The sequence below is a fragment of the Qipengyuania flavescens genome (genome assembly GCF_029688735.1).
Taxonomy (GTDB): Bacteria; Pseudomonadota; Alphaproteobacteria; order Sphingomonadales; family Sphingomonadaceae; genus Qipengyuania.
Genome location: NZ_JARULD010000001.1, coordinates 154,899 through 177,235, shown reverse-complemented (window position 1 = coordinate 177,235; position 22,337 = coordinate 154,899). Strand labels below are relative to the sequence as shown.

The window sequence follows — 22,337 nt, the reverse complement described above, 5'->3', positions numbered from 1 at the left end:
CGTGGACCATCGACCCCATGCAGACGCTTACCCGCCCGCAGATCGACGTTCGCCAGTTCGGTGCTGACCGGCAGCCCGTGGTCGTAATCGACGGCTTCAGCGGGATGGCCGACAGGCTGCGCGACCAAGCCACGAAAGCTGAATACCAGCCAGGCGGTGCCGCCTATCCGGGCATCCGCGCCTGGGCCGATCCCTCTTATCTCGACCGTCGCCGCGGCCTCATGTTCGAGGTTTTGCAAAAGGTTTTCGGAATCAGACGGGGTATCAAGCTCGAAGCTTCGACGTTTTCGCTCGTCACGAAGCGCGCGGACGATCTCTCGCCCGGTCAGCGCCGCCCGCATTACGACGGCTCCGAAGCCGGACTGATCGCGGTAATGCACTATTTGCTCGGTCCCGAGAGCGGCGGCACCGCCTTCTATCGCCACCGCGCAACCGGCTTCGAGGCGATCACCCCTGAACGTCAGGCAAGATACGAGGACGCGGTGCGAGCCGAGGACCATTCGGACGAACCGGGCCCCGCTTATCATTATGGCGACAACGACCGGTACGAGATGATCGGAGAGATCGAAGCGCAGCCCGACCGGTTCATCCTCTATCGCGGCTGGTCGCTCCACTCCGGTGTGATACCGAAAAGCGCGAGCCTGTCCGCCGATCCGGCAAAGGGTCGGCTGACCATCAACATGTTCCTCATGGGCGCGTAAGGCGGCAATCCAAATAACCGACCCCGCGATTTTCGATGGAAAGGTAGGCGTTACGCCGTCGGCGGCTCGTCCTTGGCCACTTCCTCGGCGTCGTCCAGCGCGAAGCCGTGGCGCAGCAACATCGGGATCTGGGTGAAGGTGAACAGGAAGCTCAGCGGCATGAACACCCACAGCTTGGCCCAGAGCCAGCCTTCGAAGTCCATCACCCGCACCAGCACCTCGTTCAGCGCGGCCAGCGCGAAGAAGAAGAAGCCCCAGTTGCGCGAGAGCTTGAGCCAGCCTTCGCGGTCGACGCCCTCGAACGCAGCCTCGAGCAGGATCTGGAGCAGCGCCTTGCCGCGCAGCCAGCCGCCGACCAGCAGCACGCCGAACAGCAGGTAGATCGCGGTCGGCTTAAGCTGGATGAAACGCTCGTCCTGTAACCAGATGGTCAGGCCGCCGAAGCCCACGATCAGCGCGGTCGAGAGGATCAGCATTGGGCTGACATGCCCGAACTTGAATTTGCTAAAGACCAGCGCGACGACGGCGGCGATCATGAAGGCGATGGTGCCGTAGATTACCGCCGCGATCTCTCCGAAGGTGGAATCGGCGGGCGGCTGGTAGAACTTGTAGACGCCGAGGAAGACCAGCAGCGGGCCGTAATCGACGAGGATATTGAGCCAGCCGGACTTGGGCTTGGCCTTGGAATCGGCTTCGGTCATCACGCCACCCCTGCAATCACGCGAGCCACCAGATCCGGGTCGAAGGGCCGCAAGTCGTCGATCTTCTCGCCGACACCGATAGCATGGATCGGCAGGCCATATTGTTCCGCCGCCTGCACCAGCACGCCGCCGCGTGCCGTGCCGTCGAGCTTGGTCATAACCAGGCCGGTCACGCCTGCGACCTCCTTGAACACGTCGATCTGGCTGAGAGCGTTCTGGCCGTTGGTCGCGTCGAGCACCAGCACCACGTCATGCGGCGCTTCGGGGTTGAGGCGGCCGAGGACTTTCCGGATTTTCGCCAACTCGTCCATCAATTCGCGCTTGTTCTGCAGGCGTCCTGCCGTGTCGACGATCAGCACATCGGTGCCGATGTCGGTCGCCTGCTTGACCGCGTCGAAGACGATCGAGGCGGGATCGCCGCCTTCGGGGCCGCGCACGATCGGCACGTCGATGCGATCGGCCCAGGTCTGCAGCTGGCCGATCGCGGCGGCGCGGAAGGTGTCGCCCGCGGCCAGCATGACGGCGTAATCGTCCTCCTGGAACAGGTGAGCGAGCTTCGCGATAGTGGTGGTCTTGCCGCTGCCGTTGACGCCGATCACCAGCAGCACCTGCGGGCGCGGGAAGGCGGTGATTTCGAGCGGCTTGGCCACCGTGCGCAGGATCGCGGCGATTTCCTCGGCGACGGCTTCCTTGAGCTCGGCCTCGCTGATCTCGAGCCCGAAGCGCTTCTCGCGCAGCTTTTCGCGGATGCGAGCGGCGGCGCTGGGGCCGAGATCGGAGAGGATCAGCGCATCCTCGACATCGTCCAGCGTCGCATCGTCGAGCTTGGCGGTGCCGACCACTTCCGTGAGGTTGCTGGTCAGCTTTTCGGAAGTCTTGCGGAAGCCGCCGAACAGGCGCTCTGTCCAGCTGGGTTTGTCGCTCATAGCAGCAGGCCGTTCTCGTCTCGGGTGGGCGTCACGGTAAGGATGTCACCGGCGCGTGTGCCTTGGGGCACGGAAACTCTTGCGAAGTGCGGTGTGTAGCCCGTTCCGTCGCGCTCGGCGAGGACGCTGTGCGGCTTATCGACGAGCGATGCCAGCCACGCGTCGCGCGTCGTGCAGGCGACAGCGCGCAGTTCGGCAGCGCGTCGCTTCACGATGGCGCGGTCGACTTGAGGCATTCGCGCAGCGGGCGTGCCGGGACGGGGCGAATAGGGGAAGATGTGGGCGTAGACGATGCCCAGCTCGCGGATAATGGCGAGATTGGCTGCGTGGTGTTTCTCGGTCTCGGTCGGGAAACCGGCGATGAGGTCCGCGCCGATGGCGATGTCCGGGCGTTTGTCCTTCAGGCGCTGAACGAGGTCCACCGCATCATCGCGCAAGTGCCGCCGCTTCATCCGCTTGAGGATCAAATCGTGCCCGTGTTGCAGCGAGAGGTGCAGGTGCGGCATCAGACGCTCCTCGCTCGCGAACAGCTCGAACAGCAGCGGATCGATCTCGATCCCGTCGAGCGAGGACATGCGCAGGCGCTGGAGGTCGGGGAAGGTGTCGAGCACCGCCTGCACCAGGGCGCCAAGCGGCGGCGTGTCGAGCAAATCGTGGCCCCAGGACGTCACATCGACGCCGGTTATCACGATCTCCGGCGCGCCATGGGCCAAGTGCCGCTCCACTTCGGCCAGCACCTGCGGAATGGTCAGCGAGCGGCTCGGCCCGCGGCCCTGCGGGATCACGCAAAAGGTGCAGGCATGGTCGCAGCCGTTCTGGACCGCGATGAAGGCGCGAGTGCGATCCTGCGGGACCGGCGGCGTGTCGACCGGCACGTTCCAGGCTCGCGCATCGAGCTTCGCGGTGTTGGCTACCAAGCCATCCACTTCGGGCATGGCGGCGAGTTGATCGCGCTCGATATCGGCGGCGCAGCCGGTCACCAACAGGCGGGCATGCGGGTTGGCGCGGCGCGCGCGGCGGATCGCCTGTCGCGTCTGGCGCACGGCCTCGCTGGTTACGGCGCAGCTATTGACGACCACGATGTCGCGCTCCTGCGCCAGCATCGCGCGGATCTGCTCGCTCTCGGAAATGTTGAGCCGGCAGCCGAGCGAAATGACCTGCGCTTCGCTCACGCGAAGTCGCTCCATTCGAAACTGCCGCGATAGCTTTCGGTCGCGGGACCGGTCATGCGAATGCGATTATCCTCGCCCCACACGATCAGGAGATCGCCGCCGGGCAGGGTGACGGTCACCTCGCGCTCGACGAGGCCGCGTCGCATTGCGTGGACCGCAGTGGCGCACGCGCCGGTGCCGCAGGCGCGGGTGAGGCCTGCGCCGCGCTCCCAGACGCACAGGCGGATGTGAGTACGGCTCTCGATCGTCGCCACGTTCACGTTAACGCGCTCTGGAAACAGCGGATCGGTCTCGATCTCCGGGCCTATCCTGTCGAGGGGCACAGCTCCGGTATCCTCGACGAAAAAGATCACATGCGGATTGCCGACATTGACCGCGCCCGGCTGGTCGAGGCCGTCCCAGCCGACCGGCATCGTAGCCGTGTCCATTGCGTATTCGAGCGGGATGGCGTCCCAGTCGAAGCGCGGCTCGCCCATGTCGACGCTGGCGCCATTCTCCGTCGGTTCCACCCTGATCGTGCCGCCCGACGTCTCGACGCTCGCCGCAGAGCCATGCAGGAGGGCCACCGCGCGGCTGGCATTGCCGCAGGCCCCGACCTCGCCGCCATCCTGATTGAAGATGCGCATACGGAAGTCCGCAGTCTCGCTCGGCTCCAGCACGATCAGCTGGTCGCAACCGATCCCCGTACGCCGGTCCGCCAGCGCACGCGCGACAGTGGTGTCGATGGCAGGCAAGCTGACCTCGCGCGCATCGAGCACGATGAAGTCGTTGCCGAGACCGTGCATCTTGGAGAATTCGACGCGCATGATGCCGCGCATCTATGCACTGGCAGCCGCAGCGTCCAGTGTGCAGGGCCGCCTAGCTGGCCCGTGCGTCGCTTTCGGGTTCCGGAGAGCCCCTGTCGCCGAAATCGACCGCTGCTACGTTGCTCGCCTCTTCCTCGGACAGGCGTCCTTGCCTTTGCAGGCGCTCGAGCACCTTGTCGGCAGGTTCGGGGCGGCCATAGTGATAGCCTTGGCCCTTGAGTTTGCCCATCGCCTTCAGCGCCTCGAGCACCTGCTCGTTCTCCACGCCCTCGGCCGTGATCGGCAGCTTGAGCCCGTCGCCCATCGAGATGATCGCATCGACTAGCTTGCCGCCATGCGCCTCGTCGGTCAGCTCCGAAATGAAGGCGCGGTCGATCTTGAGCCGGTCGAAGGGCAGGGTACGAAGTTGCGAGAGACTGGAATAGCCGGTCCCGAAATCGTCGAGGCTGACATGCACGCCCTGGTTCCGCAGCGAGGTGATCATCGAGCGGACCATGCCGATATTCTCGTGCAGGCAGCTTTCGGTGATTTCGATGTCCAGACGGTTGGGCAGGAAATTGTGCTTCACCATCAGCTTGAGCAGCTTCTGCGCGAACCACGGATCGCGCATCTGCACGGGCGAGATATTGACCGACAACGTCAGTTCCGGCGCCCACTGCTTGGCATCCTCGAACGCCTGCGAAATCAATCGCTCGCTCATTTCGCCGATGACGCCGATCTCCTCGGCGATCGGAATGAAGATGTCGGGGCCGATCACGCCGAGTTCGGGCGAGTCCCAGCGGGCCAGCATTTCGAAGCCTGTCAGTTCGCCCGTTTCGAGGTCCACCTGCTGTTCGTAATAGGGCCGGAATTCGCCCTGCGCGATGCCGCGGCGAATGCCCGTTTCCAGCTCGTTGCGGAAGCGCAGCTCGTTTTCCATCGGCGGTTCGAACCAGAAGAAGCGGTTCTTGCCCTGCTTCTTGGCGTGATACATGGCGATATCCGCCTTGTGCATCAGCTTCTGGGCCGAGACGGTGCCCTGACCGGTAAGATCCAGCTGGGTGCTCGATGCGATGCCAACGGAAATCGTGACGTCGATCGAATTGCCTTCGTGATCGACCGGCACGGCGACGCTTTCGATCATACGCGAGGCAAGCTGGTCGATCCGGTCGGGAACCTGCGGGTGATAGGGGACGACACACAGGAATTCGTCGCCGCCCAGGCGCGCCAGCAGGCCACCCTCGGGCATAAGGCGCTGTATCCGGCGCGCGATCGCTTGCAGCACCTCGTCTCCGGCAAGGTGCCCGTTGAGATCGTTGATCTGCTTGAAATTATCGAGGTCGACAGCGACAGCTGCCAACGCGCGTTCGCGATGGGCTTTCTCGGCCAGCAGATCGGCGAGGGCGACGGTCAGGCTACGGCGGTTGAAGCAGCCTGTCAGGTGATCCATGTCGGCGAGACGGCGCGCCTCTTCCTCGGATGCGCAGCGGCGCGCGAGCTCTGCTGTCAGGGCCTTGTAGCGGTTCCAGCCGAGGAGAATGAGCGCGATGTTGAGGAGCAGCGCATTCGTCAGTGCGAGATCGGGCGATGGCGCTGCACCTTGGAAGGCGCGGATGAGAGTCGGTAGGACGACGCCAGCGGTGCCGACGAAAAGGATGATCGCGGCCAGCGCGATACCGAGCGTGACTATATCGTGCTTGCGTGTCGCGGGCAGCACAGCGCGACCGGCGCGTTCTGCCTTCGACGACGCTGACGATTGTTCAGACAATTAGGACCCCCAAGAATTCGATCTGATCGAACTATCGGGCGCACCCTAAGAAGCGGTTAACCTCGCAGTTTCGGGTCGCGGGTCTGGTCACGGCAACCCCTAGGGGCTAGGCCGCGGCCGCGAGACCCGGAACACGAAGAGGACGAAGCACGCGATGCGCTATTGGCTGATGAAATCGGAACCCTTCAAATATAGCTGGGACGACCTTGTCGCCGAGAAGGAAGGCACGTGGGACGGCGTCCGAAATCACCGCGCCAAGAACAATCTCGCGGCCATGGAGGTCGGCGACCAGGCGTTCTTCTATCACTCGCGAGAAGGCTTGGAGATCGTCGGCATTTGCGAGGTTAGCGTCGCGGGGATCACCGATCCGACGGATCCGGAAGGCAAGTGGGCTGCGGTGAAGGTAAAGCCCAAGACCAAATTGCCGAGTCCGGTCACGCTCAAGCAGATCAAGGCAGAGCCCCAGCTTGCCGACTGCGAGCTGGTGAAGCTGTCGCGCCTTTCGGTGGCGGAGATCAAGCCGGAGGAATGGTCGGTCATTCTCGAGATGGCGGGCATCTGACGCGGCGAAACGGAGGAACGGCGCGGCAGGGCCCGTGGTTGGTGGCGTGAAGCACACCCATCATGAGAACCCCGTGAGCCGTTTCGAAAACAAGACTGTCCTGATTACCGGCGGCACCAGCGGCTTCGGCCTCGAAGCCGCCAAGACGATCGCCAGCGAAGGCGGCCGTGTCGCCGTCACCGGCCATAGCGACGACCATCTCGAGGATGCGCGCTAGGCATTGCCCGAAGGGTCCCTCGTGCTCAAGAACGATGCCTCCGATCCGGGCGCAGTGGGGGATCTCGCAAAAGCCGTACGCGAAAATTGGGATGGCATCGACGGGCTGTGGCTCAATGCCGGCTAGGGCAAGTTTCGCCCGAACCAGAAGAATGACGCTGATTTCTTCGACCAGATGATGAACACGAATGTTCGCGGGCCGGTGTTGCAGATGGCCGAGCTGATGGACGACATCAAAGACGGCGGTGCGGTGCTGCTCAGCGCTTCGGTCGCCCCATATCTTGGCCAGGCGCAAGGTGCGGTCTATGCCGCGACCAAGGCTGCCTGCCTCTCGCTCGCACGCAGCTGGGCCAGCGCGCTGGCGGAGCGGAACATCCGGGTGAATGCGGTGTCGCCCGGGCCGATCGAGACCAACTTCATCAACGGGGCCGACATGGACGAGAAGCGCGAAGAGCAATTTCGCAAGCAGGTGAAGTCTCAGGTCCCGCTCGGTCGTTTCGGTGATGCAGAAGAAGTCGCGAATGTGGCGCTGTTCTTGTTGTCCCATGCCGCGTCTTACGTGACCGGGTCGGAATATATGGTGGATGGCGGGATGACGAAGCGCTGATGTCGGCTTGTCGCGCTGTCGTTTCGCACTGGCGCAGCCAAGCGGAACCACGACACCATGCCTCCGTTAATTGCCTGTAACAGCGCAGAAAATTGCGCTCCACAGCATAGGAGAGAACCCATGGGTGAACTTACCGAAAAGATCAAAGGCAATGCCAACGAAGCTGCCGGTAATGTGAAGCAGCAGTCGAACGATCCCGAGACCCGCGCCGAAGGCCGCCAACAGGAAGCCAAAGGCGAAGCCCAGCAGTTCAAGGGCGAAGTCGAAGGCAAGCTAGGCAACGACGTCTAAGGTTGCCAAGCTAACCAGAAAGAAGGGCCGCTCCGGAATGCCGAGGCGGCCCTTCTTGGTGTCTAGCGTTCGCGCAGACCGCTGACGCTTGCGCCGCTCGCTGCGAGTTGCTCGATATCGACGCGGCAATGGATCAGGCGCAGTCCGCTGCGGCCTTCGGCGGCCACGAGCGCGTCCTTGAACTGTTCGGTCGTCTCCGCAGTGGCGGACCAGCCTCCGAAGGCTTCGGCCATCTTCGCGAAATCGGGATTGGCAAGGCGCGTCGCGCTGATCCGGTTCTCGCCCGGAAATTCGCGTTCCTGGTGCATGCGGATGGTGCCAAAGGCGCCGTTATCGACCACGATCACGATCAGGTCCGCGTTATGCTGGACGGCAGTGGCCAATTCCTGTCCGTTCATCAGGAAGTCGCCATCGCCCGCAGCCGCTACGACCGTTCGCTCCGGAAAGCGCAGCGCAGCAGCTACGGCGGCAGGCACGCCATACCCCATCGCGCCGCAGGTCGGGGCGAGCTGGCTGGGAAAGCCGTTGTAGCGCCAGTAGCGGTGCCACCAGCCCGCGAAATTCCCCGCGCCGTTACACACGATCGTGTCGGCGGGGAGGGTATCGCGCATGAATTGCACCGCCCGCCCCATGTCGAGCGTGTGGCCGTTGGGGTGGGCGGTGGCCCACTCTTCCCATTGGGCATGTGCTTCGGCTCCGGCATCGAAATCGATCACTTCGCCTTCGTCCCATAGCGCGGCGCTCTCGGCGAATTCGTCCATGCTGGCGCAGATCGCGAGATCGGCGGGATAGACGCTGTTGAGCTCGTTGGCATCGGGGTGGACGTGGATCAGCTTGCGGTCCGGCGCACTCAGCGGCGGGACGGTGTAGCCGTCGGTCGTCGCCTCGCCGAGCCGGGCGCCGACGGCGAGGATCAGGTCGGCCGATTTCACCCGCTCGACTAGCTGAGGATTGGGGCCGTAGCCGAGATTGCCGGCGTAAACCGGGCTGGTCGGAGAAATCGCATCTTGCCTGCGGAAGGCCGTGGACACGGGAATGCCAAGCCGCTCGGCGAACAGCTGGAAATGCTCGCGCGCCTTGGCGTTCCAGCCCGCTCCGCCGATGATCGCGAGCGGCGCGGCGGCATCGGCGATCAGCGCCATCATTGCCTGCATCGCATCGGGGCAGGGCGCTTGCGCCGGGCGCTCCACTCTCGGGCGCGGCGTGGCATCGGTGTCCCGGCTCAACATGTCCTCGGGCAGCGCCAGCACGACCGGGCCCGGCCGGCCCGAGATGGCGGTAGCATAGGCGCGGGCGACATATTCCGGAATGCGATCCGCGCTGTCGATCCGCGCGGCCCATTTGGCGATCGGTGTGAAGAAAGCGCTGAAATCGACCTCCTGGAAACCTTCGCGGTCGCGCATCGAGCTGTCGACGTCGCCCACGAACAGGATCATCGGCTGCGAATCCTGCATCGCAACATGCACGCCGATGCTGGCATTGGTCGCGCCGGGGCCGCGGGTGACGAAGGCCACGCCGGGCCGCCCGGTCATCGCTCCATCGGCGCAAGCCATGAACGCAACGCCGCCTTCCTGTCGGCAGGTCACGACATCGATAGCGTCCTGCTGGCCCAGCCCGTCCAGGACTTGAAGGAAGCTTTCGCCGGGCACGGTGAAGATCCGGTCGCATCCCTGCTCGATCAGACAATCGACCAGCAGGCGGGCGGCGGCGGGAGTGTGGGTCTCTCTCATGGTAGCGCGACTAACTCCGCGTCGTGCGGCTGGCAATCGGCGAACATGGTTAATTTGGGCCGTTTCGTACCGTTTTGCGACAGTTGAAAGCCGGGGGGATACCAAACAGTTAAGAAAGCGTTAACTCCTCACTATGAGACGCGCACTTGTTCTTTCGAGCGAAGCCGCCCGGCACTGGTTCCGGGCAAGTCTGCCACAGCGCCGCATGGCCTTTGCCGACATGCCGGCGAACGAGCCGGTCAGCTGGGCTCTCACCGCCAGCGACGTTCGTGGTGTCGCGACGACCTATTTCGCGACGGTCGCCGCGGTGCTCGCCTTCATCATCTAGGCCCCGGCAGCCGCGGCGGCCTCTGCTGCGGCATTCTCCGCGTCGACCAAGCGCTTGCCGAGCCAGGCCGAGAACAGGCACATCGCCGCGCACAGCAGCACCTGTTCGGTGATCGGCACGCCCGCCGCGCTCAGCGCCATGGCAGCCAGCGAACCGGCCACCATCGCCCCCGAATTGACGATATTGTTCGCCGCGATCGTGCGCGATGCGCGGTCGGGCGAGACGCGGGTGGTGAGGAAGGCGTAAAGCGGCACTACGAACATACCCCCGGCGATGGAGATGCCCAGCAAGCACAGCAGCAGCACGGCCGCCATGGGCCACGCGATGAACTCGCTGACTGAGAGCAGTGTCTCCGGCTGGTCGGCCTGCCACATTTTCGCGACAACATAGAACGCGACGACGAATAGCCCCATGATGATCACCGACACCGGCGAGTAGCGCGCCGAAACGCGGCCTTTCAGCAGTGCATTGACCGCGACCGATCCGATCGCGACGCCGATCGAGAAGACCACGAGGAACAGGCTCGCGACTTCGGGGCTGGCCATGATCGTATTCTTGGCCAGCGGAGGGAACTGGATGAACAGCACCGCGCCGATGGTCCAGAAGAAGCTGATCGCGAGGATCGCGTAATAGACTTCCTTGTTGTGCATTGTGTCGCGCACCAGCTTCACCGAGGCGCGCAGGATATGCCAGTCGAGCTTCTCGATCTCGCCCATGGGCGGGGCGGAGGGCACTTGCCGGCTGACGAGATAGCCGATGCAGGCGGTCACGATGATGCCGATGGCCGCCCAGCCGGTGTAGTCCACCGCGATCGGCCCGGCGAGGATCGTGCCGGTGAGGATCGCCACATAGGTTCCGGCCTCGACCAGCCCGGTGCCTGCCAGCACCTCGTCCTTCTTCAGATGCTGCGGCAGGATCGCGTATTTGATCGGGCCGAGGAAGGTGGATTGCACACCCGTCAGGAACAGCGCCAGCAGCAGCAGCGGGATCGCCACCGTGTGCACCATGATGCCGTTGTAGGCGAGATAGAGCCCGCACGCGCCGATGATCATCAGCCCAATCTCGCACGCCTTCACTATGCGGATGATCTTAGCCTTGTCGCGCATGTCGGCCAGCTGCCCGGCCAGCGCGGAAAGGAGGAAGAAGGGCAGGATGAACAGGCCCGATGCCAGCCCGCTGAAGCTCGCCTCGGTCGCCGGGTCGCTGTAGACCGCATAGACCACAAACAGGACCATGGTGGTCTTGTAGAGGTTGTCGTTGAAGGCGTTGAACAGCTGCGTGACGAACAGCGGCAGGAATCGCCTCGTGCGCAGCAGATGCGTGGATGTAAGCATGACCCCCCGGGAATGGCCCCGTCACTCGGCGACCCGTGTAGAGGCGCAACGCCGTAGCGGACAAGGACAATCGGCGACTTTTGCGGCGAGCCGTAACTCGCTAGGGGATGGGCGATGCTCACCTTGCCCAACATCCTGACGCTGACGCGCATCTTCGCGATCCCGTTGCTGGCCTTCCTGCTGTGGTGGCCGGGGTGGGAGCAAGGCTATCTCGCCGCCTTCGTGCTTTACTGCGCGATGGGCATCACCGACTATTTCGACGGCTACCTCGCGCGCACCAGCGGGACGGTGTCGAAGCTCGGCATCTTCCTCGATCCGATCGCCGACAAGATCATGGTCGCCGCGGTGATCCTCGTGCTGGCGGCGCAGGGCGTGCTGCGCGGGCCATACGTGGGCGATGCGCATGTGATCGCCGGGTTGATCATTCTGATGCGCGAGATCGCCGTGTCGGGCCTGCGCGAATTCCTCGGGCCGCTGCAGGTCTCCGTCCCCGTCAGCCGCCTCGCCAAATGGAAGACGACCTTCCAGATGATGGCCTTGGGCTCGCTCATCCTGGGGCAGGGCCTGCCGGACTGGACCGTGATGGTCGGTGCGATGGAGGCGAATGTGCCGCACACCTACGGCCTCGTGAGCCTGTGGGCCGCGGCAGTACTGACGGTAATTACCGGGTGGGACTACCTGCGGGTCGGTTTGAAACACATGGATTGAGCGGGGGCGTGGACCAGCGACCGGGGTGTTTTGCAAAACTGCGATTTCGACGGGAAGGAGCGGAGAGAGCGGGATTGCGGGCAATTCGACGGGCCGATGTGTCACCTTCCGGTTTGCAAACTGAAGCAAGCCAATGTGGGGCAGAAACCGCGCATTTTGTGCTTGTCTGTCCAATCCGCCAAACATTCGGTTCGAATGGCAGAAAATGGACCTGTAGGAAAATTGCCGGAATCTCTGCCTTTAGGGTGGGGAGCGGACGCGCGCTACGCATTGATTTACTAAAAATCTTTGCCTTTCGCGTGGGCCATATTCCGCAAAGTTTTCACTGCGACGAAGGAAACGGTCAGGATAAGTAAGGCAAACGAACCAATCACGATGACCTGCCATTCCTCATCCAAATGGGGGGCAATAGCGCCGACGCATACCATGAAGACAAGCGATGCGAGTGGTATGCATGAGTAAAGGATCCGATCCCACCTTTCCAAAGATGGTGGGGCGTAAAGATAGGCATATCTGCAATACATCGCTGCAACTGCCAATATGATGAGTGGTTCAAGCATTTCAGCGGTCCCTACACCTTTGTCTTAGCATCCATCCAAAGGTTGGGTGGCAGGCTCGGACCCAGTACGCAACTGGGGTGGTAAGCGGACAGTATTATGAGCCCGTCCGCTGCTCTCGGCGTGCCGCATTTTCAGTTCTATTATTCCTCTTCCACCAAAGCCATTGGACAAGAGCGAGCAACGGAATTGAGAATACGAGCGCGAGCCAGCCGAGAAGCTGGAAATAACCCTGTTGCCAAGTCTCACCCACTCGAACGGTTACCAAGAGAATACCGAGAGCTGTCAGGACAATGAGTGTTAATCGACATATTGATAGGACCATTCACCATCCTTCGGAGTGGCCTAGTAGCGACAACCTAGCCAGATTTTGCAGATGTCTGCAATCGGGTCGCTAGCTGAACTTCCGCTTTTGGGCACATAGCGTTCTACGCATGCGCTCGCTTACCCCGCCCGCAGCTCCTCAGCCAGCAACTCAAAATCGTCACGCCGGGGCGAGTTCTTGCGCCAGATCAGGGCGATCTCGCGGGTGGCGCCCTTGCTCTTGAGGGGGCGGGCGACGACCTTGGTGCCGTTCAATATGCCCGCATCGACGGCCATTTTCGGCAGCATCGTCAGGCCGAGGCCGTTGTCGACCATCTGCACCAGCGTGTGCAGGCTGGTGCCGATCATCGTGGTCGAGCCGCGTAGTTCGGGGCGGTTGCAGGCGGCGAGCGCGTGGTCCTTCAGGCAGTGGCCGTCTTCCAGCAGCAACAGGCGGCCGTCGTCGATCATGCTCGGCGGGACGCTTTCGGGCGGATCGCGCGGGTCGTTTTCGGGGAAGGCGACGTAAAGCTCGTCGTCGGCGATATGCGCCATCTCGACCTCGCCGGTGGCGAAGGGCAGGGCGAGCAGCACGCAATCGACCCGCCCGTGCTGCAGCGATTCGACCGCGTCGTGGCTGGTTTCCTCGCGCAGGAACAGCTCGAGGTCGGGGCGCTCCTTGCGCAGGCGCGGCAGGAAGCGCGGCAGGAGGAAGGGCGCGATCGTCGGGATTACGCTCATGCGGAGCTGCCCCGCGAGCGGCTTGCCTGCGGCCTGCACGAGGTCCGCCAGCTCCTCCGCCTCGCGCAGGATGCGGTGCGCCTTGTCCACGACCTGATTGCCCAGCGCGGTGAAACGCACCACGCGGCGGCTGCGCTCGACCAGCGTCACGCCGAGCAGCGATTCCAGCTCCCGAATCCCGGCGGAGAGCGTCGATTGCGACACGAAACTCGCCTCCGCCGCGCGGCCGAAATGGCCATGCTCGTGCAGCGCCACGAGATATTGCAGCTGTTTGAGGGTGGGGAGGTAGGTGGACAAAGCAAGTAATCCCTAGCACGTCATTGCGAGGAGCCGCAGGCGACGCGGCAATCCATCATCCGGCGGCGATTTCCGGGTACAGATCTCGCCAGACCGGGTTCGCCCCTTCGATAAGCGCGATTTTCTTTTTGCGCGACCCTGCCTTCAATTGCTTTTCGCGAAGGATGGCTTGTTCCATGTCCTCACGCATTTCGAACCAGACGAGCAGTTTGCACCCATAGCGTTTGGTAAACCCGTCGGTCGCGCCTTCGCGATGCTGCCACGCGCGACCGGGGAGATTGGATGTTACTCCAATGTATATCGCGCCATTCTTGCGGTTGGCCATCATGTAGACAGCTGGTTCCAATTCGCGAGGCATGGGAGATGGATTGCTTCGCTACGCTCGCAATGACGAAGTTGGATTGATCACTCCGCCGCCTGCGTTTCGACCATCTCGCTCTGCATGTCGTCGATATGGGTCATCAGCAGGCGCCCGTCGCGCACGGCGAAGGCCATGCGGCCCTCGACCAGTTCGAGCGCATCCTTGCCGAACACCTCGTAGCGCCAGCCCTGCAGGATCGGCAGGTCGCGCACACCGGCGGCAAGAGCTTCCATTTCGTCCGCCCTGGTCAGCAGTCGCGGGGCGACGTCGATCTCGCGAGCGCGGATCTTGAGTAGCAGCTTCAGGAGGTCCGCCACCAGCGCGCCTTCCTTGCCGAGCGGGGCGCCGCGTTTGGGCTTGTCGGGCATCTCGTCCTTCGACAACGGCTCCGCCTTTTCGAGCACTTTCATCAGACGCTTACCGATGTCGTTGTCTTTCCATGCATTCGACAGGCCGCGCACCTTCGTGAGGTCGGGCTGTTTCTTGGGCGGGTGGCTGGCGATATCGGCCAGCGTCTCGTCGCGCATGATGCGGCCGCGCGGGATATTCTTGTGCTGCGCCTCGCCTTCGCGCCAGGCGGCCAGCGCCTTCAGCCGGCCGAGCACCTGCGGATTGCGACCGGGCGAGCGGATGCGCTTCCACGCCTGGCCTGCGTCGTTGGCGTAGTTCTCCGGATCGGCCAGCTTGTCCATTTCCGCGTCGAGCCAGCCGCCGCGTTCGGTCTTGATGAGCTTCTTGAGAATCTTGGGGAAGATCTTCGACAGGTGCGTCACATCGCCGATGGCATATTCGATCTGCCGGTCGGTCAGCGGGCGGCGGCTCCAGTCGGTGAAGCGCGCACCCTTGTCGACCGTGATGCCGAGCCAGCTTTCAACGAGATTGGCATAGCCGATCTGTTCGGACTGGCTGATCGCCATCATTGCGATCTGCGTGTCGAAGATCGGATGCGGGGTCCGCTGCGTGAAGTTGTAAACGATCTCGACGTCCTGTCCGCCCGCGTGGAAGACCTTGAGCACGTTCTCATTGTCGCACATCAGGTCCCACAGGGGGGAAAGGTCGATACCGTCGGCCAGCGGGTCGATCGCCGCGGCCTCTTCTTCATTGGCGATCTGCACCAGGCACAGTTCCGGCCAATAGGTGTTCTCGCGCATGAATTCGGTGTCGACGGTGACGAAATCGCTTTTCGCCAGACGCTCGCACAGATCGGCCAGCGCGTCGGAAGTGGTAATCAGATCGTGTATCTTCATCGTGTCTTTTCTGTCTGTGGGGCGGAGTACCGCCCTCGGCCGCTGCGAGCCTTGACAAAAAGCCGCAGGTGCCCTGTTAGCGCGCGCGTTTCCTGCTAGAGGAGCGCGTCGCCCCAAAGTCGGGACGCCCCTAGCGCCATAGCTCCGAAAATGGAAAGATTTTAGATGCACGCCTATCGTACCCACAATTGCGCACAGCTGACGAAGGACAATGTCGGCGATACCGTCCGCCTGTCGGGCTGGGTGCATAACAAGCGCGACCATGGCGGCGTGCTGTTCGTCGACCTGCGCGACCATTACGGCATCACCCAGATCGTGGCGGACGAGGATAGCGAGGCGCTGCCGATCCTCGACCGGATCAAGCTGGAATCGGTCGTCACCATCGACGGGACGGTGAAGGCGCGCGACGATGTGGCTGTGAACAAAAACCTGCCGACCGGCGAGATCGAGGTCTTCGCCCGTTCGGTCGAGGTGCAAAGCCGCGCGGACGATTTGCCGCTCATCGTGAACAGCGCCGAGGATTATCCGGAAGAAACGCGCCTCAAGTACCGCTTCGTCGACCTGCGGCGCGAGCGCGTGCACAAAAACATTATGCTGCGCAACCAGGTCATCACCAGCCTGCGCCGCCGCATGACCGACCAGGGCTTCAGCGAATTCCAGACGCCGATCCTGGGTGCTTCGAGCCCCGAAGGCGCGCGCGACTATCTCGTGCCGAGCCGCTTGCATCCGGGCCGCTTCTACGCGCTTCCGCAGGCGCCGCAGATGTTCAAGCAGCTGCTGATGGTTGCCGGTTTCGACCGCTATTTCCAGATCGCGCCCTGCTTCCGCGACGAAGACCTGCGCGCCGACCGCAGTCCGGAATTCTACCAGCTCGACTTCGAAATGAGCTTCGTCACGCAGGAAGACGTCTTCCAGGCGATCGAACCGGTGCTCGCCGGCGTGTTCGAGGAGTTCGCAGACGGCAAGAGCGTGACGCCCGCGGGCGAGTTCCCGCGCATCCCCTATGCCGAAGCGATGCTGAAATACGGCAGCGACAAGCCCGATTTGCGCAACCCGCTGATTATTTCGGACGTCACATCGCATTTCGAGAAATCAGGCTTCGGCCTGTTCGAAAAGATCGTCGGCGGCGGTGGCCGGGTGCGCGTGATCCCAGCGCCGAACACGCATGAGAAGAGCCGCAAGTTCTTCGACGAGATGAACGACTGGGCGCGCCGCGAAGGCTTTGCCGGGCTCGGTTACGTCACCCGCAAGGGTGGCGAGTTCGGCGGCCCGATCGCGAAGAACCACGGGTCCGAGGGCATGGAAAAGCTCTATGCCGAACTGGGGCTGGGCGAGAACGACGGCCTGTTCTTTGCAGCAGGCAAGGAAAAGGACGCCGCCAAGCTGGCCGGTGCCGCGCGCACCCGAGTGGCGGAAGAACTCGGCCTGATCGAGGAGGACTGCTTCAAGTTCTGCTGGATCGTCGACTTCCCGATGTTCGAGTACGACGAGGACCAGAAAAAGGTCGATTTCAGCCACAACCCCTTCTCCATGCCGCAGGGCGAGATGGAAGCGCTGGAAAGCAAGGACCCGCTCGATATCCTCGCATGGCAGTACGACATCGTCTGCAACGGCTACGAGCTATCCAGTGGCGCCATCCGTAACCACCGCCCGGACATCATGTACAAGGCCTTCGAAATCGCCGGCTATTCGCAGGAAGATGTCGATGCGAACTTCAGCGGCATGATCGAGGCGTTCAAGCTCGGCGCACCGCCGCACGGCGGCTCCGCGCCCGGCATCGACCGGATCGTGATGCTCCTCGCCGACGAACCGAACATTCGCGAGGTGATCGCTTTCCCGCTCAACCAGAAGGCGCAGGACCTGATGATGGGCGCCCCGAGCGTGGTCGCGCCCAGCCAGCTTCGCGATGTCCACATCCGCCTGGGCGGAGCGGCGCTGGAAGCACAGAAGGCCGCCAGCGAGGCCGAGAAAACCGACATGAACAGCAACGCTGCTAAGCGCGATGCGCCGGAACGCAGCGAGGATCACTCCGGCTAAGGTCTAAAGCCTCATCGTCGGCGCAAGATGTATATGCCGACAAGGACGACGGGAAGGATGGGCAGTGCCAGTTCGACCCACGGAGCTGGCTGCAATTGGCTTAATCGCGCGACGAATTGGATTCCAAGCGCGAGCACGACCGCTGCGGTCAGCGATGCGAGCATCAAGGCCCAGACCTTCGTACGTGATATGCGTGGTGTCATGTTGTCTTCCAAGAGTGGGGACCATCGGTGCGATCGGCAGCGATGGTCCCGTATGTGCTGGGCCAGCGTTCACTCGGTCCAGTCGATTTTCGAGTCGGCGTAGCTCAGCATCGTGCCGAGAGTGCCGGACACGATAGCAAAACCGGCGAGATACGGCGATGCCGGGGTCGGGACGAGAGCTGCTGCTCCGCCGACACCGGCAGCTACCTGCAGCGCGGTTCCGGCATCATCGAGCGGTCCTGCACCGCCGATCAGGTCGAGTTCGTTTTGGTTGAGAGTTTGCATGGTCATGCCTCCTGTTGGCCAATCGCTTGATTGCATTGGTGCCAGCGGAGTTATCGTTTCGCTTGCGCTGTCCATATCTACCAGCGGAGCTAGCTTGGGTGCACTACCCAATCGGTAGCTGGCCGGTTTAGCTGGAGAAGCGAGATACAAAACCGCACACGAAAAAGGGCGCGGATCGCTCCGCGCCCTTCCGTTGTGACTGATTGAGGGATCAGTCGTACTGCTTTTCGATCATATCGCCGAACTGTTCGCCTTCGCAGATTTCGTTATAGCACTGCTCGACCACGGCGCGTTCCTGCGCTTCGAGTTGGTCGCTCTCGATCGCTTCCTGGAACTTGTTCTTGATATAGTCCTCACCTTCCTCGACGCGTTCGGCAGCGGCTTCGTCGCCGCTTTCGAACATGTCGGAGATGCTCGCGAACATCTGATGCGCCTCGCCGGTCATCGTGCCCTTGGTGACGAGCTCGTCACCTTGACGCTCGAGTTCCGCGTTCATTTGGCGAAGCGTCTGTTCACGCTGCTGGAGGCGTTGGTTGAGGGCCTGCTTCAGCTGCGGACTGTCGGCCTTTTCGGCAGCCTTGCGATAGCCTTCGACCGAATCGAAAGTGGTGTCGGCCAAGCTCTTGAAAGTCGTACTGCTCATGATGTGCTTCCCTTGTGTAAGAGGTTGATATTGAACCAACCCCTCACACGGAAAGCAGGTCCGGCCCCGGCTGCGATGCGGCGCGGATTTGTCTCGCTTCAGCCTGCCTCTTCCACGAACACGTAATTATGCTGGGCATCCAGCAGGGTCAGCGTGCGTCTGCCGTCGCTTTCACCCACGACTAACGGGAAGCCAAAGAAGCCCGGGGTCATCATGATGATCGATTGGGTGCCGTCGTCATTGGCTTTCGTGCCGATGGCAGTCGTGCCCGAAGTGACGGTCGCAAACGTCGTTCCATCCTCGCTGCTGATGGTCAGCGGTCCCAGTTCGTCATTCACGTAGCGCGGGGCGAGAGCGCCGAGCACATCGGCATCGCCCTTCTCGACGATCCCCTCGCGCCCCTTTTCGCGCGCTTCCGCGCCAAGTCTGACCGCTGCGACGAGGTTTTCGTCCGCCTCGTCGTCACCGTCGTAGAGGACTTCGAGCAGCTTGCGCTGGAACAGACCGAGCAGGCCTTGGCCGGTATCCGAATTGGTCAGCAGCACCGCCGCCACGCCATCTTCCGGAATGAACCAGAAATTGCTCTTGAAGCCGATCAAGCTGCCGCCGTGGTAATAGATCGACTTGCCGAGGTTCGCGCTCTCCATCAAGCCCATGCCGTACCAGCTATCCTCACCGATCGGCACATACCGCTCGCGTCGCTTCAGCAGGTTCTCCGCCGAGACGAGATCGGTCCCGTCGGCCAGCGTGCCTTCGCGCAGCTCGTTCAGCGCATAGAGCGCCATGTCGTGCGCGGAGGACCATACGCCGCCGGCGGGGCGGTAGGGATAAACCATCCAGTTCCACTGCATCGGCGCGGTTTCGACCGGGCCTGCAAAGCCGCGCGCATGCGGCCGTGCCCAGTTGTCGTCCATCGCCTTGGCGTAGTCGAAGGTCGTGCGCGTCATGCCGAGCGGACCGAAGATACGCTCGTTCATGGCGCGGTCGAAGGCAGCGCCGATCTCCATGTCGGGATAGACCAAGTGCCCGCCGATGTAGCCTGCCGCGCTGGCCATCAGGTTGTTGTACTGGAACACTTCGCCGAAGCCGCTGGTCGGTTCTGTCGCGGCGAGCTGGACGAAAGTGTCGCTCGCCGGGGTCTCGCGGCTGGTGTTCATTACCCACTGCATGTCCTTGCGGGGCAGGCCGGTGCAGGCGCAGATGAGGTGCTCGACCAGCACGCTGTCGGTCGTCTCCGCGCTGCCGAGGCGGAATTCGGGATAGACCTCGGTCACCTTCTGGTCCCAGGCGAGCTTGCCTTCGTCGACCAGCGTCGAGAGCAACAACGTCGCCATGCCCTTGGTGTTGGAGGCGACCATGAAGCTGGTGTCCTCGTCCACTTCCTGCCCGCCGCCGATTTCGGTGGTGCCGAGGCCGCCTTCCCAGATGATCCGGTCGTTCTGCACCAGCGCCAGCCCGACGCCGGGTATCTCGAGCCCCTCCATCGCCTCGCTCAGGTAGCCGCTCAGCTCGGCGATGCGGGCGGGCGTCAATTCGTTGGCATCACGACCGGCAAATGTTTCGCGCTCGAAGTCGGTCGGACGCAGTGACCCGAAGGCTTGATTGAGCTGTGCCCCACGCTTGGCAATGGTCGCGATTGCGCCATTGATCAGCACCACGGTCCAGGTGTCGCCCTTGCGCAGGCCGATGCCTTGTATGGCGAGCTGCTCGGCTGGAGACGTCTTGTAGTTCACCACCGTGATCTGGTCCCAGCCGTCGCGGGCCGGGGGATCCTGTGCGATCAGCACCTCGCGCTCAAATGCCGGGTCCAGCTTCGCCCAGGCGGCGGCAACAGCGGCTGCGCCGTCGGCCGCCTCGTCGACCCCGACGATCGCGGCGGTGGCATCGCCTTCTGGCGCGGTGAATACCATTGCATCGCCCCGCATCTCGCGGTTCCAGCCCGGGATCGGCGTCATCTGCGCGCCTGTGCCGGTATCGAGGGCCGCAGCACTTTCCTGGGGCGCGGCATCCTGCGCCAGCAAGGGAAGGGGGGATGCGGCAGCGAGCAGAGCGGATGCGGCAAAAGCGAGGCGTTTCATGACGATGGTCTCCTTGCGTATTGCGCGGATAATACGCCCAGCGTGTGACAGGTCAATTGTATGCGAGATGCGCCAGCCCCTTGCGCTCGCTCGCGGCGTTCATTAGGGCGAAAGCCAATTTCCAAACCCCCATGAATTCGAGAGGGACAAAAATGAGCGATACTGCCGACCGCGTGCAGAAGATTGTCGTCGAGCACCTCGGCGTCGAAGCCGACAAGGTGACCCAGGAAGCCAGCTTCATCGACGATCTCGGTGCAGACAGCCTCGACATCGTCGAGCTGGTCATGGCCTTCGAAGAAGAATTCGGCGTGGAAATCCCCGACGATGCAGCCGAGAAGATCTCGACCGTCGGCGATGCGACCAAGTACATCGAAGAGCATAAGGGCTAAGCCGAGGGCTACGCTCGCCGCTTTTCGGCAAACCTGCTTCATTGGCGGGAACGGACAGGCCCGACCCGATAAGGGCCGGGCCTGTTGTTTTTTATTCGGAGAAATACATGCGTCGTGTGGTCGTAACCGGTCTTGGCCTCGTCACCCCCCTGGGCGGCGATGTGGAAACCAGCTGGTCCAACCTGATCGCGGGCAAGAGCGGGGCGGGGCCGATCACCCGCTTCGACGCCAGCAACCAGAAGGCGCAGATCGCCTGCGAGGTGAAGCCCAAGGACCATGAATGGGGCTTCGATCCGGACAAGCGCGTCGATCCCAAGATCCAGCGGCAGGTCGATCCGTTCATCGTCTACGGCCTCGACGCCGCCGGGCAGGCTCTGGAAGATGCCGGTCTCACCGAGATGGACCAGGCTACCAAGGAACGCGCGGGCGTTTCGATCGGCGCCGGCATCGGCGGCCTGCCGGGGATCGAGCAGGAGTCGGTCAACCTCCACGAACGCGGTCCGGGCCGCGTCAGCCCGCACTTCGTCCACGGCCGGATCATCAATCTTGTCAGCGGGCAGGTCTCGATTCGCTATGGCCTGATGGGGCCGAACCATGCCGTCGTGACCGCCTGTTCGACCGGGGCGCACTCGATCGGCGATGCCGCGCGCATGATCCGCGACGACGATGCCGACATCATGCTTGCCGGCGGCTCTGAGTCGACCATCAACCCGCTCGGCGTTGCGGGCTTCGCGCAAGCGCGCGCACTGAATACCGGTTTCAACGACCGCCCCGAACAGGCCAGCCGCCCTTACGACAAGAACCGCGAAGGCTTCGTGCTGGGCGAGGGCGCGGGCGTAGTGGTGCTGGAGGAATACGAGCACGCCAAGGCCCGCGGTGCGAAAATCTATGCCGAAGTGGTCGGATATGGCCTGTCGGGCGATGCCTATCATGTCACTGCCCCCCACCCCGAAGGCAAGGGCGCCGAACTCGCCATGCGCATGGCGCTGAAGAAAGCGGGCATGGAGGCGAGCGATATCGATTACATCAATGCCCACGGCACTTCGACCATGGCCGACACCATCGAGCTCGGCGCGGTGAAGCGCGTGCTGGGCGATAATCTCGGCGGCGCATCGATGAGCTCGACCAAGTCCGCCATCGGCCACCTGCTCGGTGGCGCGGGTGCGGTGGAAGCGATCTTCTGCATCCTTTCGATCCGCGACCAGATCGTCCCGCCGACGCTCAACCTCGACGATCCGGACGAAGGCACCGAAGGCGTGGACCTCGTGCCGCACACCGCGAAAAAGCGCGAAGTGCATGCCGCGCTCAACAACAGTTTCGGTTTCGGCGGGACCAATGCCTCGCTGATCGTCAAGAAAGTCGACTGA

The 22,337-nt window shown here is 63.0% G+C and carries 24 protein-coding genes and 1 pseudogene; 11 read left to right on the top strand and 14 right to left on the bottom strand.

Annotation, left to right across the window (positions count from 1 at the left end; all coding sequences use genetic code 11):
• The first annotated feature begins 17 nt into the window (after positions 1–17).
• Positions 18–701 carry a DUF6445 family protein gene (locus P8R33_RS00860; RefSeq protein ID WP_278327102.1) on the top strand — a complete coding sequence of 228 codons (684 nt, stop codon included), beginning with the start codon at positions 18–20 and terminating at the stop codon, positions 699–701.
• Positions 702–751: 50 nt separating this feature from the next.
• Here the strand turns inward: P8R33_RS00860 and P8R33_RS00855 are convergent, their stop codons facing one another.
• Genes P8R33_RS00855 through P8R33_RS00835 form a run of 5 tightly spaced genes read right to left on the bottom strand, consistent with a single transcriptional unit; the run spans position 752 to position 6,002 of the window.
• Complete coding sequence (locus P8R33_RS00855; protein WP_278327101.1) at positions 752–1,402, bottom strand: inner membrane-spanning protein YciB; 651 nt, start codon at positions 1,400–1,402, stop codon at positions 752–754.
• Positions 1,402–2,328: a signal recognition particle-docking protein FtsY gene (gene ftsY, locus P8R33_RS00850; protein ID WP_278327100.1), complete on the bottom strand. Its 927-nt coding sequence runs from the start codon at positions 2,326–2,328 to the stop codon at positions 1,402–1,404. The genes P8R33_RS00855 and ftsY overlap by 1 nt, the downstream gene beginning before the upstream one ends.
• Positions 2,325–3,500, bottom strand: a complete 1,176-nt coding sequence (locus P8R33_RS00845) for a MiaB/RimO family radical SAM methylthiotransferase (protein ID WP_278327099.1) — start codon at positions 3,498–3,500, stop codon at positions 2,325–2,327. The genes ftsY and P8R33_RS00845 overlap by 4 nt, the downstream gene beginning before the upstream one ends.
• Positions 3,497–4,306: a diaminopimelate epimerase gene (dapF, locus tag P8R33_RS00840; protein ID WP_278327908.1), complete on the bottom strand. Its 810-nt coding sequence runs from the start codon at positions 4,304–4,306 to the stop codon at positions 3,497–3,499. Before dapF ends, P8R33_RS00845 begins: the two co-directional genes overlap by 4 nt.
• 52 nt (positions 4,307–4,358) lie before the next feature.
• Positions 4,359–6,002: a putative bifunctional diguanylate cyclase/phosphodiesterase gene (locus P8R33_RS00835; RefSeq protein WP_278327098.1), complete on the bottom strand. Its 1,644-nt coding sequence runs from the start codon at positions 6,000–6,002 to the stop codon at positions 4,359–4,361.
• Between the two features lie 205 nt (positions 6,003–6,207).
• Here P8R33_RS00835 and P8R33_RS00830 point away from each other — a divergent pair, with 205 nt between their 5' ends.
• The 5 genes and pseudogenes from P8R33_RS00830 (at position 6,208) to P8R33_RS00810 (ending at position 7,729) form a co-directional block, all read left to right on the top strand.
• A complete protein-coding gene (locus P8R33_RS00830; RefSeq protein WP_278327097.1) occupies positions 6,208–6,615 on the top strand; it encodes an EVE domain-containing protein in 408 nt (135 codons plus the stop codon).
• A 73-nt stretch (positions 6,616–6,688) separates the two neighbouring features.
• Positions 6,689–6,832 carry an SDR family NAD(P)-dependent oxidoreductase gene (locus tag P8R33_RS00825; protein WP_278327096.1) on the top strand — a complete coding sequence of 48 codons (144 nt, stop codon included), beginning with the start codon at positions 6,689–6,691 and terminating at the stop codon, positions 6,830–6,832.
• A gap of 3 nt (positions 6,833–6,835) precedes the next feature.
• Positions 6,836–6,958, top strand: a complete 123-nt coding sequence (locus P8R33_RS00820) for a hypothetical protein (RefSeq protein WP_278327095.1) — start codon at positions 6,836–6,838, stop codon at positions 6,956–6,958.
• Positions 6,959–6,988: 30 nt separating this feature from the next.
• Positions 6,989–7,438: pseudogene (locus P8R33_RS00815) on the top strand (SDR family oxidoreductase); the annotation flags it as partial.
• Positions 7,439–7,558: 120 nt separating this feature from the next.
• Positions 7,559–7,729: a CsbD family protein gene (locus tag P8R33_RS00810; RefSeq protein WP_278327094.1), complete on the top strand. Its 171-nt coding sequence runs from the start codon at positions 7,559–7,561 to the stop codon at positions 7,727–7,729.
• A 62-nt stretch (positions 7,730–7,791) separates the two neighbouring features.
• Here P8R33_RS00810 and P8R33_RS00805 read toward each other — a convergent pair whose 3' ends face one another.
• The gene (locus P8R33_RS00805; RefSeq protein ID WP_278327093.1) at positions 7,792–9,459 is read right to left on the bottom strand and encodes a thiamine pyrophosphate-binding protein; all 1,668 of its coding nucleotides are present in this window, start codon (positions 9,457–9,459) and stop codon (positions 7,792–7,794) included.
• Positions 9,460–9,592: 133 nt separating this feature from the next.
• On the opposite strand from P8R33_RS00805, the gene P8R33_RS00800 reads away from it, so the two are divergent.
• Positions 9,593–9,787: a hypothetical protein gene (locus P8R33_RS00800; protein ID WP_278327092.1), complete on the top strand. Its 195-nt coding sequence runs from the start codon at positions 9,593–9,595 to the stop codon at positions 9,785–9,787.
• Here P8R33_RS00800 and P8R33_RS00795 read toward each other — a convergent pair.
• Entirely contained in the window at positions 9,784–11,121 is a 1,338-nt protein-coding gene (locus tag P8R33_RS00795; protein WP_278327091.1) for an MFS transporter, read from the bottom strand. The genes P8R33_RS00800 and P8R33_RS00795 overlap by 4 nt on opposite strands.
• Positions 11,122–11,235: 114 nt before the next feature.
• Here P8R33_RS00795 and pgsA point away from each other — a divergent pair, with 114 nt between their 5' ends.
• A complete protein-coding gene (gene pgsA, locus P8R33_RS00790; protein WP_278327090.1) occupies positions 11,236–11,829 on the top strand; it encodes a CDP-diacylglycerol--glycerol-3-phosphate 3-phosphatidyltransferase in 594 nt (197 codons plus the stop codon).
• 278 nt (positions 11,830–12,107) lie between these two features.
• Here pgsA and P8R33_RS00785 read toward each other — a convergent pair whose 3' ends face one another.
• The 4 genes from P8R33_RS00785 to rnd form a co-directional block, all read right to left on the bottom strand.
• The gene (locus P8R33_RS00785) at positions 12,108–12,389 is read right to left on the bottom strand and encodes a hypothetical protein (RefSeq protein WP_278327089.1); all 282 of its coding nucleotides are present in this window, start codon (positions 12,387–12,389) and stop codon (positions 12,108–12,110) included.
• A gap of 441 nt (positions 12,390–12,830) precedes the next feature.
• Entirely contained in the window at positions 12,831–13,727 is an 897-nt protein-coding gene (locus P8R33_RS00780; RefSeq protein ID WP_278327088.1) for a hydrogen peroxide-inducible genes activator, read from the bottom strand.
• A gap of 55 nt (positions 13,728–13,782) precedes the next feature.
• Entirely contained in the window at positions 13,783–14,085 is a 303-nt protein-coding gene (locus tag P8R33_RS00775; protein ID WP_278327087.1) for a GIY-YIG nuclease family protein, read from the bottom strand.
• A gap of 47 nt (positions 14,086–14,132) precedes the next feature.
• Entirely contained in the window at positions 14,133–15,335 is a 1,203-nt protein-coding gene (gene rnd / locus P8R33_RS00770) for a ribonuclease D (protein ID WP_278327086.1), read from the bottom strand.
• 165 nt (positions 15,336–15,500) lie between these two features.
• Between rnd and aspS the strand changes: the two genes are divergently transcribed.
• Positions 15,501–17,372: an aspartate--tRNA ligase gene (gene aspS, locus P8R33_RS00765; protein ID WP_278327085.1), complete on the top strand. Its 1,872-nt coding sequence runs from the start codon at positions 15,501–15,503 to the stop codon at positions 17,370–17,372.
• A 272-nt stretch (positions 17,373–17,644) separates the two neighbouring features.
• Here the strand turns inward: aspS and P8R33_RS00760 are convergent, their stop codons facing one another.
• The 3 genes from P8R33_RS00760 to P8R33_RS00750 all read right to left on the bottom strand — a co-directional run bounded on the left by P8R33_RS00760 (position 17,645) and on the right by P8R33_RS00750 (position 20,581).
• The gene (locus tag P8R33_RS00760; RefSeq protein WP_278327084.1) at positions 17,645–17,860 is read right to left on the bottom strand and encodes a hypothetical protein; all 216 of its coding nucleotides are present in this window, start codon (positions 17,858–17,860) and stop codon (positions 17,645–17,647) included.
• 211 nt (positions 17,861–18,071) lie between these two features.
• A complete protein-coding gene (locus tag P8R33_RS00755) occupies positions 18,072–18,503 on the bottom strand; it encodes a ferritin-like domain-containing protein (protein WP_278327083.1) in 432 nt (143 codons plus the stop codon).
• A 98-nt stretch (positions 18,504–18,601) separates the two neighbouring features.
• Positions 18,602–20,581 carry a serine hydrolase domain-containing protein gene (locus P8R33_RS00750; RefSeq protein ID WP_278327082.1) on the bottom strand — a complete coding sequence of 660 codons (1,980 nt, stop codon included), beginning with the start codon at positions 20,579–20,581 and terminating at the stop codon, positions 18,602–18,604.
• Positions 20,582–20,733: 152 nt separating this feature from the next.
• Between P8R33_RS00750 and P8R33_RS00745 the strand changes: the two genes are divergently transcribed.
• Positions 20,734–20,970, top strand: coding sequence for an acyl carrier protein (locus P8R33_RS00745; RefSeq protein WP_165193492.1), 237 nt, complete (start codon positions 20,734–20,736; stop codon positions 20,968–20,970).
• A gap of 107 nt (positions 20,971–21,077) precedes the next feature.
• Positions 21,078–22,337: a beta-ketoacyl-ACP synthase II gene (gene fabF, locus P8R33_RS00740; protein WP_278327081.1), complete on the top strand. Its 1,260-nt coding sequence runs from the start codon at positions 21,078–21,080 to the stop codon at positions 22,335–22,337.